This is a genomic window from Aliarcobacter cryaerophilus ATCC 43158, from assembly GCF_003660105.1.
In the GTDB taxonomy this organism is placed as follows: Bacteria; Campylobacterota; Campylobacteria; order Campylobacterales; family Arcobacteraceae; genus Aliarcobacter; species Aliarcobacter cryaerophilus.
In genome coordinates this window covers 1,753,785-1,768,740 of the sequence record NZ_CP032823.1, presented here as the reverse complement: position 1 = coordinate 1,768,740, position 14,956 = coordinate 1,753,785, and the positions used below count along the sequence as shown (strand labels likewise).

The window sequence follows — 14,956 nt, the reverse complement described above, 5'->3', positions numbered from 1 at the left end:
AAGGATAATAGATGAAAATAGAGATTTTAGGAACAGGTTGTACAAAATGTAAGGCTTTGGAAGTTGCAACAAAACAAGCAGTTTCACAAATTGGTGGTTTTCATGAAGTAAAAAAAGTTGAAGATATAGTTGAAATTATGAATTATGGTGTTATGAGTACTCCAGCACTTGTTGTTGATGGTGTTGTTAAAAGTAGTGGAAAATTATTAAGTGTTGAAGAAATTATTAATTTGTTAAAAGGAAAATAGTGGATAATTTTTTACAAACAATTGGTGCTATAAATGATGAAACTAGAGTTAAAATATTAAATTTCATAAATACTCATAATGAAGTTTGTGTTTGTGATATTGAAAACTCTTTTTCAATGATACAATCAAGAGTATCAAGGCACCTTAAGATTTTAAAGGAAGCTGGATTTTTAAAAGTTGATAGAAGAGGAAGATGGGCCTACTATAGTATTGTATCTCCTTTGGATATTTTTAGGCAATCAATTTTAAAAGAGATAAGTTATTTAGAATTGGATATTCCAATACTTAAAAAAGAGTGTGATTTATGCTAATTGCAAGTTTGATTTTTTTAGTAACTTTAATTTTTGTAATATGGCAACCAAAGGGCTTACAAATAGGTACAACTGCTGTAATTGGAGCAATTATTGCTTTATTTATGGGAGTTGTTAGTTTAAATGATGTTTTAATTGTAAGTAATATTGTTTGGGATGCAACTTTAGCATTTATTGGAATTATTATTTTATCTATGGTTTTAGATGAGATTGGTTTTTTTGAATGGTGTGCTTTGAAAATGGCAAAGTTTTCAAATGGAAATGGAATGTTGATGTTTATTTATTCTATTTTATTAGGGGCATTCGTTTCAGCACTTTTTGCAAATGATGGAGCAGCACTTATTTTAACTCCAATATTGCTCGCAAAAATGAGAATATTGAAACTAAATATGAAGACAATTATTGCTTTTTTACTTGCAGGTGGATTTATAAGTGATAGTGCATCTTTGCCTTTTGTATTTTCCAATCTTACAAATATAGTAACTTCAAACTATTTTAATATCGGATTTTCTCAATATTTTTTTGATATGTTAGTTCCTTTTATTGTAAGTGTTATTGCTTCTATTCTTTTTTTATGGTTGATTTTGAGAAAAGATATTCCAAAAACGGTTGATATAACTTTATTAAAAGAGCCAAAAAGTGCTATTAAAAATATGAGATTATTCTATTTTTCTTGGGTATTTTTAGCAATTTTACTTATTGGTTATTTTGTTGGAGATATTTATGGTTTACCAGTTTCCCTCTTTGCTTTAGGAGGAGCAACTATTTTTTTAATAATTGCAACACTATCAAAAGCTGTAAAACCAAAAGAGATTATAAAAGAAGCACCTTGGCAAGTTGTGTGGTTTAGTATAGGGCTTTATATAGTTGTTTATGGACTTAAAAATGCAGGATTAACTGATTATTTAACTATTGTTTTAAAGGATTTAAGCTTAAGAGGTGACACAATTGCAATACTTGGGACAGGATTTATAGCAGCATTTTTAAGTGCAATTATGAATAATATGCCAACAATTATGATTATGGATATTGCCTTACATGATATTGGAAGTCAAGCAATGATTTATGCAAATATAGTAGGATGTAATTTAGGACCAAAAATGACACCATTTGGAAGTCTTGCTACTTTACTTTGGTTGCATGTTTTAGCAAAAAAAGGTGTAAAAATATCATTTGCGCAATATAGTAAATTTGGTTTGATTATTACACCACCTGTTTTATTTATTGTATTATTGAGTTTGTAACATAATTGTCTTTTTTTAAATAATTGTAAAAGATAAAAGAATTAAATAAACTTTAAACTTTTATATATTATGATATTCATTATCATTTTAAAAAAGGAAATATTTTGTGTAACAATACTCTTTTAGGACAAAAACTAAATTTAATCGCTTCTAGTGATATTTTTGATAACTTAATCAAAAAAAATGAGTGGGAAACTTTGATTAGATTATTTAGTTTAAATATTTTGGATATAAATCATAGAGATTGTAAAGGTAGAAATATTTTATATTTTGCAATATTAAATAAAAAATATGAGTATATAAAGATGCTTTTTGATTTAAGAGTTAGTTCTAGAGTAAACTTTCATCTAAATGCAATAAATTTTGCCGTTTGTTTAGATGATATAAAATCTCTAGAGATACTTTTAAAATGTGGTTTAAATATAGATATTTTAGATGAAATAGGAACTTCACCTTTAATATATGCAATTTTATACAATAAAAAAAAGAGTACAGAATTTTTGATTAAATCTGGTGCTGATCTTGAGCTAGAAGATTTTATGGGAAATTGTGCAAAAAAATTATTACAAAATCAATAGAGTATTTTAGATTTTAGATACAAATGAGATTTAAGATTTCCTCTATATTTTTATAGAAATTATCATTTTTTTCTATCAAAATAAGATCTTTTGCATAGCCTTTTGAAGTAATAAGTTTTGCACTTTCAACTTCTATATTAAAATCATCAAAAACTTTTGCAATATATGCAAAAAGTCCTTTTTGATCTTTTGTATTTATTTTCAAAGATGCTAAATATTCACTATGATTAAAGTCTATTTTTACATCATCTTTTTTTATAATTGGTTTATTTATTCTTATTTTTTTACTCATATCAAAAGATTCATGTATTATTTCTTCGATTAAATAAAGCTCTTCATCTAAAGCTTTTTTTGAAAAGCATATTTCAAAATTCTTTTTCTCATCATATAGTTTGAAAATATTCATACTATTCATATCCATATATTGAAGTCTTCCTAATAAATATCCTAAATTTAAAGGAATTTTTCTAATAATTCTAATTTTCAGAAAATCATCATTTATAATATCAAAACTGTAGTTTTGTACATCTTTTGCTTTTATTGCAATATTTAAGATATCTTTGCTTTTTAGTCTTAAAAACATCTGATTTGAAGATATTTGAGCTATTTTTCTTTTTAAAATATTTGGCAACTCTTGATATTTTTCTAAAGTTTTCATTTTATTTAGTTTTGAAACTCTAGTAATACTCTCTTTTATAAGTTCTGGATTTTCAAAAGCTAAGATACTTTTTTTGTAAAGTTCTTTTAAAAGCATTGAAATTGAGCTATTGTAAAGAGGTTTATTAACTGCACAAATATCACAATAAGTTACAACATACAAAATCTTTAGTTCATTTATATTTTTGAATAATCCTATAAAGTTTAAAATAGCTTTTTGTGAATAAATATCTTCATTTGTTGCAGTTTTTGACATTTGGTCGTGATATCTTATTATATTTGCGCCCATTTTTATAAATTCATCATCAAAACCAAAACTTTTCATAGTTTTTTTGAAAATATTTTCACCAATAATATGATGATCTTTTTTTCTTCCTTTACCAATATCGTGAAAAAGTGCAACAAGTCTTGTTAAAATTTGCTCCTCCTTGCAAAGAGAGTTAAAAGCGGATTTAATAAATTCATCATCTATGTACATACTATATTTTACTGTTTGTAGTGTGTGAATATCTACTGGATGCTTATGATAACCATCAAATTGTGCTAGATTTGATATTTTCTTGAAGTTTGGAATTAAACTATTTATTAATTCACTATTATAAAATAGTTTTAAAATAGGGTACAAATTTTCATTTGTAAGAAGTGTTTTAATATCTTTTTTTAGTGATTTATTTATGATTTTTGGTATTTTAACCTTACTTGCAAAGTATATGTAAGATCTATCAAAACCTTTTATTGTTTGAGGAAATGATATTAGTTCTTTTAAAAGAGTTTTTAAATTAACAAAACTTCTATGAAAAGAGCAATATATCTTATTTTCTAAAATATAAATACCTTTTTTAAATCTTGATTTGCGTAAAATTTCTAAGTTTGAAACATCAAAAAACATAGTTCTTATAAATTTTGAACTCATATTTGAGTGAAAATTATGAATTATGTGAAGGCTTGAAAATAGTTTTGCCATAAATTCAAACTCATTTTTAAAATTCAGTTTGTTACTTACTTCAAGAAGCGTGTCAAAAGTAATTGTATCTACCTTTTTTTTGTGAATAGTATGAAGAGCATTTCTTGTTTGGAATATAAAATCTAAAGAGTTTGTGAATCTTTTATAAGCATCAGAATTTAGTTTTGTACCTACAAGTTCTTTTGCTTTTTGAACATCATACACAACATTTAAAATCCAAAAAAGCATATTTGCTTCTCTTATTCCTCCATAACCATCTTTTAAATTTACTTGCATATTTAGTGGATATTTTATTAATCTTTGAGTGTGAGTCATTATTTGCTCTTGTACAAAAGCTTTTTTATCTATTTGTCTTAGATTTTTTACAAATAATTCAAAATCTTCATAAATTTTTTTTGAACCAAAAATATATCTTGATTCAAGAAGTGAAGTTTTAATTGTAATATCATTTTTTGCTAAATCATACATTTCATCAATATTATTAATATTTACAACTCTTAATCCAAGATTTAATCCACAATCCCAAGCAAAAGCTACAAATCGTTCTATGATTTTTAAAATATCATAAGAGCTACTATTTTTGTATAAAATCATAACATCAATATCAGAGTGTAAACATAACTCAACTCTTGCATAAGATCCTAATGCAACGAAGCTAACAAATGAGTTATGTTTAAAACTATCTACACTTAAATAAGAGAAAATTTGAAATAAGAATTTATCTATATTTTTTGTGTTTTGTTTGAAAAAGAGTTTACTATTGCTTGTGTTTGCACTGTTTTTATAATCTAGATAAGTTTTTTTAAATATTTTTGATACTTCAAAACTACTTTTATCTTTAAAGTTTGCTATATCAAAAGATTTAATCATTGTTTTGAAATATCTATTTCAAACTCTAAAATCATATTTTCAGCTAATTTATTTAGGTTTGATTTATTGTTTGAATCATCAACACCAAAGCTTAGATTTAAAATATTCTTGTGATATCTTTTTAAGAATTCCAAGATATTTGGTGATTTTTTACCTGAGTTATTTATAGATGCTCCTAAATCAATAAGTTCCAAAACAACACTTTTTTTACCCATAAAAGCAGCATAATTTATAGGTTTTGCTCCAAAATTATCTGCTTGATTTACAATAGTATTGTTGTATTGAGATATTGTTTTAATATATTTTTCTTTATCTTTAAAAATTGTTGTATGGATTAGATTTCTTCCTTTTTCATCTACAAAGTTGGTATTTGCTCTTAAATCCAAAATAAGTTTCAAAATATCATCTTTTTCATTTAAAATTGCAAACTCTAAAGCTGTAATACCTATATCATTTGTGGCATTTATATCAACTCCTGCAACAACTAAATTTTTTATAGTATTCAATAAAACTCTTCTATTTTCAACTCTTTTTTGCAAATCTTGCTCTAAAAGATGAAAAATAATATTATTACCATTTATATCAGTTGAATTTATTTGTAGATTTTTTGTTCTTAAAATCTTAAATAATGAGAAGTTAAAATTTAATAAGCTATCAAAAAATAGTGGTTTGTTTTTAGAGTTTAATCTGTTAAAATCAAGATTATAGCTTGTTGTTAAAGCTTCTAAAATATCTTTGTATTGAGCATTTTGATTTAGATTTTCTTTATAAATTAAATCAAGATTTTGCTCATTTTCTAAATGTAAAATAATATTTATAAGAGTTTCAACTACACAAACATTATCTCTATTTTTGAACTCTAAATCAGCACCTTTTTCAATATATAGTTTAATCAAATCCATATTAGCTATGCCATTTAATATTAAAATTGATAAAACTGTAAGACCTTCTACATTTTGTCTATTTAGATTTAATTTTTCAAGATTGTTTAGTAAATAGTGAATTAAATCTCTATCTAAACTTCTTGTGATATTAAAAAATATTGTTTCATTTTTGTTATCCATTGCTTGAACATTTATATTTTGATGTACTAAAGCTTTAATTAATTCAGATTGACTATCTTTTTTTTCTCTATTTTGAATTTGTAAAAAGTGTTCAACTGCTTTCATTAAAATATTTTTATTTTCATGATTTTTTATATTTAAGTTAAACTCTAGTTCAGATGCTCTTTTTATAAAAGTAAAAGCTTCCAAACCTTTTGTAGCAGCGAAAAATAAGTAGCTAATTGATTTATTATTTGGGATTGTTGGATTTGCACCTTGATTTAGTAAATATATAGCCAAATCAATATTATTGTAACAATTATCAAGATGTAAAATAGTATCTCCAATTTTATTTTTATGGTTTAAATCAATTTTTTCTAAAGAGACTATTTTTTTTATAATATTCATATTTCCATTTGATACTGCGTCAAAAAGAACATTATTACCATCATTATCACAATTTGTGAAAGAGTTTGTTTTTTGTATTAAAAATCTAACTATTTTTTTATTTGCATTATGAATTGATTCTTGAAGAACAGTTCTATTTTTGTTGTTTAAGTGGTTTAAATTAGCACCAAAATCTAATAAAGTTTCTAGAAGTTTACTATCTTTTGAGTATATTGTATAAAATAATGCACTCTCTTTTAGATTGTTTTCAAGCTCCAAATCAATCTTATTTTCAAGTAACCATAAACAAGAATTGTATAAATCTTTTTTACAACAAGCTATTAAAATAGGTTCACCGTTTAAGTATAAAGAGTTTAAATCTATCTTTGATTTCTCTTTTATTTTGTTTAAATTCTCAATATTTAAATTAGGGCTTAAAAGCTCTTTTATCAAATCATCATTTGAGAATTTTTTAGAACCAAGTAATCCTATCATAATTTTACTTCCTAAATTTTTTTTATTATATTACAATCAAAGTAATTTAAATATTAATTAAAAGAATATTTAAAAAAGTGTTACTAAAATATACATAAAAGAGATAAAAAATATAAATATTTAAATTTTAAGCTATAAGTAAGATATTTTATCTTTATTTAATCTTTTATTTGATAAAATTCTGCTCGTCCAGCGCTGGAGACTTTACTCTCTAAAAGGACTACTTTATGGAAACTATGTCTGATATGTCATATATTATTGACACACTCTACGTACTGTTTGCGATGACTTTGGTTGTTTTTATGTATCCTGGCTTTGCTATGTTGGAAGCTGGAATTGTTAGAACAAAAAATGTTACTGCTGTATTAACTATCAATATTCTTATTTTTTCAATTGCATCTTTAGCATTCGTTTTAGTTGGTTATTCTTTAGCATTTGGAGAAGGACTAAACGATGAAAATATAAATTATGCAACGGTTTTATTTCAGATGGCTTTCGTTGGAAAGGCAATGAATGTTATGAGTGGTGGTATTAGTGAAAGAGCTAGAGTAATACCAATAGCAATATTTACAATAATTATGAGTTCTATTTTATATCCTTTAGTGGTTAATTTAACTTGGGGTTCAAATTTCCTAAAAGATACAATCTTAGATATATCATCAATGCATGATTTAGCAGGTTCTACAATTATACACAGTACTGGTGGTTGGGCTTTATTGGCTGCTTTACTAATAGTAGGAGCTAGAACTGGAAGATATACAAAAGAGGGTGGAGTTAGAGTTATTCCTGCTTCAAATATTCCTTTGGTAACTTTGGGAGCTTTACTTTTATGGATTGGTTGGTTTGGATTTAATGGTGGAAGTGTAGGTAGTATTGCTACAAAAGAGGATGCACATCTTGTTTCATTGGTAATTTTAAATACAAATACAGCTGGTTTTGCAGGAGCAATTTCAGTAGCAATAATGATGTATGTTATGTACAAAAAGTTTGATATTACAATGATTCTAAATGGTGGTTTAGGTGGTCTTGTTTCAATTACAGCAGCAGCTGATGTAGTTGGTGTTTACTCTCCTATTTTAATAGGAGCAATTGGTGGAATACTGGTTGTTCTTGGTGTATTTATGTTTGACAAATTAAGAATAGATGATCCTGTTGGAGCTTTATCTGTACATTTAATAAATGGAATTTGGGGAACATTAGCAGTTGGAATTTTCGCTTCAAATGGCGATGATATTACATTCTTAGGACAATTAAAAGGGGTTGTATTTGTTGGAGTCTTTGTTTTTGTAAGTTCTTATGTATTGTTGTATATTTTACATAAAATAATGCCAATAAGAGCAAAACGAGACCAAGAAATGCAAGGTTTAGATGTTGAAGAGTGCGGTTTGGAAGCTTATCCAGAATTTAAACGAGCATTCTAATAATATTAGTTTAATAAAATTTTGTTAAAATAATTGAACTAAAGAAAGGATTAATATTGAAAAAAATAGAAGCTATAATTAAACCATTTAAACTTGAAGATGTTAAAGATGCATTAACTCAAGCTGGAATTTCAGGTATGACTGTATTAGATGTTAAAGGTTATGGAAGACAACAAGGACACAGCGAACTTTATAGAGGTGCTGAATATGTTGTTGATTTTTTACCAAAAATTAAATTAGAGTTAATAGTTGCTGATGAAGATGTTGATAAAATAATATCAGTAATCACAGAAGCTGCAAAGACTGGAAATATTGGAGATGGTAAAATATTTGTTTCATCTATTGAAAAAATTATAAGAATTAGAACAGGCGAACAAGATGAGGAAGCTATCTAAATGGAAATGACATTTATTTTAAATGAACCTATGGATATGCACTTGCATTTAAGAGATGGTGACATGCTTCGGCTTGTTGCTCCTCTTACGTCAAACAGTTTTAGTGGTGCTTTGGTTATGCCAAATTTAGTTCCTCCAATTACAACAAAAGAGGCTCTTCTATCTTATAAAAAAAGAATTATTGAAGCATGCAAAGATGATAATTTTACGCCATATATGACACTATTTTTTCAAAATAACTATAGCTTTGAATTTTTGGAAGATATAAAAGATGAGATAATTGGAATAAAGCTATATCCAGCAGGAATTACAACAAACTCTGAAACAGGAGTTTCATCTATGGATATTGAAGTTTTAAGAGCTACTTTGGAAAATATGAGCAAGCTTGGTATTCCTTTATGTATTCATGGAGAAACAAATGGTTTTGTAATGGATAGAGAAAAAGAGTTTATGGCAATTTATGAAAGTATTGCTTCATCTTTTCCAGATTTAAAAATAATTATGGAGCATATTACAACAAAAGATGCGGTTGAATTACTAGATATTTATCCAAATCTTTATGCGACAGTTACTTTGCACCATTTACTAATAACTTTAGATGATGTAGCAGGTGGAATGTTAGATCCTCATCTTTTTTGTAAACCAATAGCAAAAAGACCTGAAGATAGAACAGCACTTTTAAATGCAGCTTTAAAAGCTCATCCAAAACTTATGTTTGGAAGTGATAGTGCTCCTCATCCAAAACATAAAAAAGAGTGTTGTGGTTGTGCAGCAGGAGTTTTCACATCACCAATTGCTTTACAAGTTTTAGTTGAACTTTTTGAAAAATATGGTTGCTTGAATAATTTAAATGATTTTGTATCAAATAATGCAAAAAATATTTATGGATTAAATATAAAAGAAAAAATTATAAAACTAATAAAAAAAGATTTTACAGTTCCAGCTATTTATGAGTATAAAGATGAAAAAGTTGTACCGATGTATGCAGGAAAAACTATATCTTGGAGTATAGAGAGTATTAAATAATAGGCTAAATTTAGCCTATTGAAAAATTAGAACCTTTTCTTTCATTTATTAATTTTTTAATATTTTCAGCATTCTCTTTTGCTTTTTGTTCTCTCTCTTCTCTCATAAGTCTAAGAGATTCTAAAGTCTCTTGTTTCTCTTTATCAAGATTTGATCTAATCTCAATAGCTTTTCTATTATTTGAAATTCCACAAACAGCAGAAAATTTCTCTTTTTTATTTACATAAACTATACTATCAGATGAGGCAGCATTTTTGTTAAATACAATTACGTCACCCTCTTTTAAATTTAAAATTTCTAAAGTAGTCATCTCTGTTTCAGCCATAATTGGTTCTATTTTCATTCTAGCACCTGAAATTAGAGTTTTTATATCTTGTTTTCTGCTTAGTTTTTTGTTTTTACCTTCACTAAAAATCTTATCAACAATTTTATTTAGTAGAGGTTCAATATAAGAAATAGGGTAGCAAATAGATAAAAAACCTGAATCTTCATCGATAGTTATTTCAAAAACTACAAGTAAAACTATATCATGATCTGAAACTATCTGAATAGCATTTGCATTTGTATCACTAGATTCTATTTTAAAATTTAAACTAGAAACATCACTCCAAGTTTTATATAAAATTTTAATAAACATTTTATAAAAATGCTCAAGGACTTTTATCTCTATTTCTGTTAATTCTCTATCAAGATTATCCATAGTATTTACAGCACCACTTCCTAGTAAATCAGCTATTACCTTATGTGAAATTGTAGGGTTACACTCAATTACAATTCTTCCATCAAGAGGTTTCATAGATAATGTGCTAAGAGATGTAACTTGAGGAATAGATAAAATAAATTCACCATAAGTCATCTGTTCAATTGATGTTAGTTTTACATCTACAACTTTTCTAAGCATTGAACTTAAATCATTTGTAAATTCTCTAAGCATCTTATCATGCATTGTTGTAAGAGCTTTTAGTTGATCTAGTGTTACTCTATTAGGTTTTTTGAAGTCATATATAGAGTAATTTTTCTCTTTAGCTGTAAATTTATCAAGTGGATTTGTTCCATCAATATCATCACCTTGCTCAGCTATATCTAAAAGAGCATCTATCTCATCTTGACTTAAAAATTCTGCCATAGTTCATTATCCTCTTAATTCAATATCAACATCAATAGCACCCATTTCTTTAATCATTCTAAGGGTATCTATAATCTCATTCATAGGAACTTTCATCACCTTCATAGAACGAACTAAATCAGATACAGTTGGCTCATTTTTTGTATTTATCATAGCATTATTTATATCAATTACTGGTTTGTCTGCAATTTTTACATTATCACCAATATCAACACCTTTATTTATAGATGGATTATTCCAATCTACATCGCCTAATCCTGACTTATCAATTCTTATTGTGAAATTATTTCTTGCTATTACTATTGGTGAAATAACAATATCTCCACCTGCAATAATAGACTCTCTATTTACATCAATAATAAGTTTTTTTCTAAATGTAGAGTCTAACTCTATATTTTCAACTTTTGAAATAAAGCTTACTATTGACATATTGTTTGGTTTTTGAACTTCAATAGTTCGAGTATCCAAAGCAGTAGCAAGTTTTTGTCCAAACACTTCATTTATTTTTTTCTCTACTAAGTCAGCATTTTTTGCAGAATTTTTATATAGACTCAACTGTATAGATTTTTCACCTTGAAGTTCATAATCTATCTCATTTTCAACTGTAGCGCCTTCATATATAAAACCTGTTGTTTTATTATTTGTATTTGCTACAACAGTTCCTTGAGCAACTGCATAAACATTTCCATCAACACCTTTTAGTTGAGTCATTAAAAGCTCACCAAAATCTATAGATTTTGCATCACCAATAGTAGAAACTGTAACTTTGATTTTATCACCTTGTCTTGAAAATGCTGGTAAATCAGCAGTTACCATAACAGCAGCAATATTTTTTGAATTAATAGAACCAGCAGGAATTTTTATATATGAGTTTGTAAGTAAGTTTTGTAAGCTTTGCATTGTAAACTTAGATTTATCACCAGTTCCTGGTAGTCCGACAATAAGACCATAACCAATAAGTTGATTGTCTCTTATTCCAATAACATTTGAAATATCTTTTATAGTTTGAGAATACAAAGAGCAAATAAGTAAAGAGATGATAATAAAAATTTTCAAAAAAATCCTTTATAAATTTTTAGTTTTTATTTTATCGAAATTTTAATAAAAAAAGGTATAATCAAAGCAAAATTTTAAATTATATAGGGCAAAAGATATTGAATATTTTCATCTACGGAAATCAAAACTTTAAAAATGAAGTACAAAAAATTTTAGTAAATTCTAAAATAGAGACAATTTTAGAAGATGTAAAAATTGAAGATGTATCAAATATTGAAATCTTAAAAGAGAAAATAGCTATAAATCCAAACGATATTTACTTGATTGATGAAGATAAAATAATAAAGAAAAGTAGATTTAAGTTTTTAAAACAAAAAGATGGAATAGAAGAAGAATTTTTACTTCAATATGGAGTAAATGATTTATCAATTGATTCATTAGAAGAGATACCAAATTATATAATTAGAAAATATGAGAGAATTATTTCAAATGAAAAAGATAAAAATTTAGAGCTAAAAAATGAAGATTTGGTTTTAGATAATGAGTTAGCGAATCTTTTAGAAAGTAAAGAGAAAGAGAATGATAAACATTTAACTAGTTCTATTTTAGAAGAACCAGTTGGAATTAATATAAAAGAACTTGATAGTTTAATTGAAGTTGACACTTCAGATGAAGTTAAAACAGATACAAATTATATTAATATGGAAGATTTTGATGAAAATTTTGGATTAAATAATGTCTCTTTCGATTATGATGATGATTCAACTTTTAACGAAGATTTAAAAAGTGATGAGGATTTATTACAGGACATTTTGAATACTAGTATAGTTGATGAAGATGATTATGAGTTTGTTGGTGAGACTTTTGAAGATACAAATTTTTTAGATGAGATTTTTCCAAATAATACAATTTTTGATATGAATGAAACTAGTATTAAACCTATAAATATAGTTTTGCAAGAAGATGATAAAAAAGAAGATGCTGAAGAAGATAATTTAGAAAGTATTAAAGATTTTGAGTTTGATTTTGATAAAGTTTTTGAAGATATAGATTTTAACAAAAACGAAGATATGAATAAAATAGATAAAAATATTGATATAATTGATAACTTAGAGGAAAAAGTTGAAGAAGAAAATCTAGATGATCAAAAAATAGAAGAGTTAGATGAGTTTATTTTAGAAAATTTTGATTTTGATGAACTTGATTTAAAAAATCAAGACCCAGCTGATATAAGCAAAAAAGGAGAAGATATGAGTGATGATTTTTTGGAGTTAGATAGTTTAAATGAGCAAGATTTAATTGAAGCTTTGAGTAGTTCAAATATATCAAATGCTATGCAAATTGATAATCAAAATAGACAAGAACAGCAACAATTAGAAAATTTAAATAGTAATTTTGATATTGGCAGTTCAAATGTGAATGATATAGCTAGTTTAATATCAAAATTATTAAATAATAAAACTTTAGAAATAACAATAAAAATAAAAGAGTAATATGGATTTATTGGCAATTGCCCAAAATACAGTTAAGATAATTTTGTTAGTTGGTATGCCATCACTCATGGTTAGTATGATTATAGGACTTATCATATCTATATTTTCTGCTGTTACACAAGTAAATGATGCAGCACTCTCTTTTGTACCAAAAATGATTTTTGTATCAGCATTTATATTGTTTACACTTCCTTGGGTTGGCGATCATATTGAAGCATTTACAATAGATTTATGGAATATGATTTTAATATTTGGTAAGTAGATGATAAAAAAACTATACAATCTTAAAAAAACACAAACTGAACAAAAACTAATAGAAAAATCAAGTTTAGAGCAAGAAGTTTATAAAATAGATAAAGAAGTTGGAGATTTAAATCATAGAATAAATACAACAACTGTTGAAAAACTAGGTTCAATTTCAGATTTTATGATTTTAGCTATGCATAAAGATACTTTAAGATTTGAGGTAAAAAATTTATTAAGTAAAAAAAACCAACTTCTAAAAAAAATAGATGATATATTTGTAGAGATTATAGAATTACAAAAAGAGAGTGAGCAATATAAATATATTTTGGATGAAGAGAAAGAACAAAAAAGAAAAGATGCTTTACATTTTGAAATATTAGAGAGTGAAGAGTTCATTCAAAGTAAATATATTAAAGGAAAAAATTGATAAATAAAATCTTAATAATAATAGTTTTTTCACTATCTTTAAATGCAGCTGTTGAAACAAGTAGTTCATTAACTAAACAGAAAATGGAAGTTTTAGAGTTAAAAAATGAATTAAATAATTTTTATAATGAAAAAGAGAAAGAGTATCAAAAACAAAAAAAAGAACTTGAAGATATTCTAGTAAAAATAGAGCAAGAGAAAGCAGAAATTAAAAGATTATATGAAAAAAATGATGAGACATTAAAAGATATAAGAGCTGAGGTTGTTAAAAAATCAATAAGAGTTTTTGAACTTATGAAAGCAAAAGTTGCTTCTGATATTTTTGATCAAATGATACTAGAAGGTAAAATTGAAGATGTTTTTGATATAATCGTCAGATTAAAGGAATCAAATGTATCAAATATTATGAAGACAATGAGTGTTGAGAATTCATCAAGATTGGTTCAGAAATTAGAAAGATACAATAAAGATAAGCAGAAAAGGGACTAAAAAAATGGCAGATGAAAACGAAGTTGTAAAAAAAACATCAGATGGAAAAGGATTACTAATAGTTTTATTGGTACTTGTGATTGTTCTTATTATGGCAGTTGCAGGTGGAACATATTTTTTATTGAATAAAATTTCAGCTAGTAATCAAGGTTCAAATAATAATAATACAGAAGAACTCGCAAAAACTTCTTCTAGTTCACCATCAAGTAATGATGCAAAATTTAAAGCAGATGTGAATGAGCTTGTTTTAAATCTTACAGATTCAAAAGGTAGAGAGAAGATTATGAAACTCTCTTTTTCTATTAGAAGTAGTGACCCTCTTATTGCAACAATAGTTCAAGATTATTTAGCAGAAATTACAGATGTTGTTATTACTCAAATAAGTTCAAGAAGTTCAGAAGAGTTATTAACTGTTGGTGGTAAAAATCTATTAAAAGATGAGTTGGTAGGGGAAATCAACAATGTAATCAACTATGTAACAAAAACGAATTCTAATGTTGTTAATAATATTCTTTTTACAACATTTGTAATAAAATAAGAG

General features: G+C 25.9%; 16 protein-coding genes. 12 read left to right on the top strand and 4 right to left on the bottom strand.

From position 1 onward, the window contains the following. Positions 1–11: 11 nt before the first annotated feature. From ACRYA_RS08965 to ACRYA_RS08950, 4 genes are all read left to right on the top strand, one after another. A complete protein-coding gene (locus ACRYA_RS08965; RefSeq protein WP_105916862.1) occupies positions 12–248 on the top strand; it encodes a thioredoxin family protein in 237 nt (78 codons plus the stop codon). Next, on the top strand, positions 248–559 hold the full coding sequence (locus ACRYA_RS08960; protein ID WP_105916861.1) for an ArsR/SmtB family transcription factor: 312 nt from the start codon (positions 248–250) through the stop codon (positions 557–559). Before ACRYA_RS08965 ends, ACRYA_RS08960 begins: the two co-directional genes overlap by 1 nt. After that, entirely contained in the window at positions 553–1,803 is a 1,251-nt protein-coding gene (locus ACRYA_RS08955; RefSeq protein WP_105916860.1) for an arsenic transporter, read from the top strand. The genes ACRYA_RS08960 and ACRYA_RS08955 overlap by 7 nt, the downstream gene beginning before the upstream one ends. Before the next feature lie 104 nt (positions 1,804–1,907). Next, complete coding sequence (locus ACRYA_RS08950) at positions 1,908–2,381, top strand: ankyrin repeat domain-containing protein (protein ID WP_105916859.1); 474 nt, start codon at positions 1,908–1,910, stop codon at positions 2,379–2,381. A 13-nt stretch (positions 2,382–2,394) separates the two neighbouring features. Here the strand turns inward: ACRYA_RS08950 and ACRYA_RS08945 are convergent, their stop codons facing one another. Both ACRYA_RS08945 and ACRYA_RS08940 read right to left on the bottom strand, forming a co-directional pair. Continuing rightward, a complete protein-coding gene (locus ACRYA_RS08945) occupies positions 2,395–4,872 on the bottom strand; it encodes a [protein-PII] uridylyltransferase family protein (protein WP_105916858.1) in 2,478 nt (825 codons plus the stop codon). Then, positions 4,869–6,797, bottom strand: coding sequence for an ankyrin repeat domain-containing protein (locus tag ACRYA_RS08940; RefSeq protein WP_105916857.1), 1,929 nt, complete (start codon positions 6,795–6,797; stop codon positions 4,869–4,871). Before ACRYA_RS08940 ends, ACRYA_RS08945 begins: the two co-directional genes overlap by 4 nt. A 227-nt stretch (positions 6,798–7,024) precedes the next feature. Between ACRYA_RS08940 and ACRYA_RS08935 the strand changes: the two genes are divergently transcribed. From ACRYA_RS08935 to pyrC, 3 genes are read left to right on the top strand one after another with little or no spacing between them, the layout of a single operon-like run. Continuing rightward, positions 7,025–8,218, top strand: a complete 1,194-nt coding sequence (locus ACRYA_RS08935; RefSeq protein ID WP_105916856.1) for an ammonium transporter — start codon at positions 7,025–7,027, stop codon at positions 8,216–8,218. A gap of 56 nt (positions 8,219–8,274) precedes the next feature. Continuing rightward, positions 8,275–8,613 carry a P-II family nitrogen regulator gene (locus ACRYA_RS08930; protein WP_105916855.1) on the top strand — a complete coding sequence of 113 codons (339 nt, stop codon included), beginning with the start codon at positions 8,275–8,277 and terminating at the stop codon, positions 8,611–8,613. Next, positions 8,614–9,639: a dihydroorotase gene (gene pyrC, locus ACRYA_RS08925; protein WP_105916854.1), complete on the top strand. Its 1,026-nt coding sequence runs from the start codon at positions 8,614–8,616 to the stop codon at positions 9,637–9,639. Positions 9,640–9,649: 10 nt separating this feature from the next. On the opposite strand, the gene fliM is transcribed toward pyrC, so the two are convergent. After that, positions 9,650–10,765, bottom strand: a complete 1,116-nt coding sequence (gene fliM / locus ACRYA_RS08920; protein ID WP_105916853.1) for a flagellar motor switch protein FliM — start codon at positions 10,763–10,765, stop codon at positions 9,650–9,652. A 6-nt stretch (positions 10,766–10,771) separates the two neighbouring features. Next, complete coding sequence (locus tag ACRYA_RS08915; RefSeq protein ID WP_105916852.1) at positions 10,772–11,821, bottom strand: flagellar basal body P-ring protein FlgI; 1,050 nt, start codon at positions 11,819–11,821, stop codon at positions 10,772–10,774. A gap of 98 nt (positions 11,822–11,919) precedes the next feature. On the opposite strand from ACRYA_RS08915, the gene ACRYA_RS08910 reads away from it, so the two are divergent. Genes ACRYA_RS08910 through ACRYA_RS08890 form a run of 5 tightly spaced genes read left to right on the top strand, consistent with a single transcriptional unit; the run spans position 11,920 to position 14,953 of the window. Continuing rightward, positions 11,920–13,254 carry a hypothetical protein gene (locus tag ACRYA_RS08910; RefSeq protein WP_105916851.1) on the top strand — a complete coding sequence of 445 codons (1,335 nt, stop codon included), beginning with the start codon at positions 11,920–11,922 and terminating at the stop codon, positions 13,252–13,254. 1 nt (position 13,255) lies between these two features. Continuing rightward, positions 13,256–13,516: a flagellar biosynthetic protein FliQ gene (locus ACRYA_RS08905; protein ID WP_105916850.1), complete on the top strand. Its 261-nt coding sequence runs from the start codon at positions 13,256–13,258 to the stop codon at positions 13,514–13,516. Then, on the top strand, positions 13,517–13,927 hold the full coding sequence (locus ACRYA_RS08900) for a hypothetical protein (RefSeq protein WP_105916849.1): 411 nt from the start codon (positions 13,517–13,519) through the stop codon (positions 13,925–13,927). After that, positions 13,924–14,415: a MotE family protein gene (locus ACRYA_RS08895; protein ID WP_105916848.1), complete on the top strand. Its 492-nt coding sequence runs from the start codon at positions 13,924–13,926 to the stop codon at positions 14,413–14,415. The genes ACRYA_RS08900 and ACRYA_RS08895 overlap by 4 nt, the downstream gene beginning before the upstream one ends. A 4-nt stretch (positions 14,416–14,419) precedes the next feature. Then, complete coding sequence (locus tag ACRYA_RS08890; protein ID WP_105916847.1) at positions 14,420–14,953, top strand: flagellar basal body-associated FliL family protein; 534 nt, start codon at positions 14,420–14,422, stop codon at positions 14,951–14,953. Positions 14,954–14,956 lie beyond the last annotated feature (3 nt).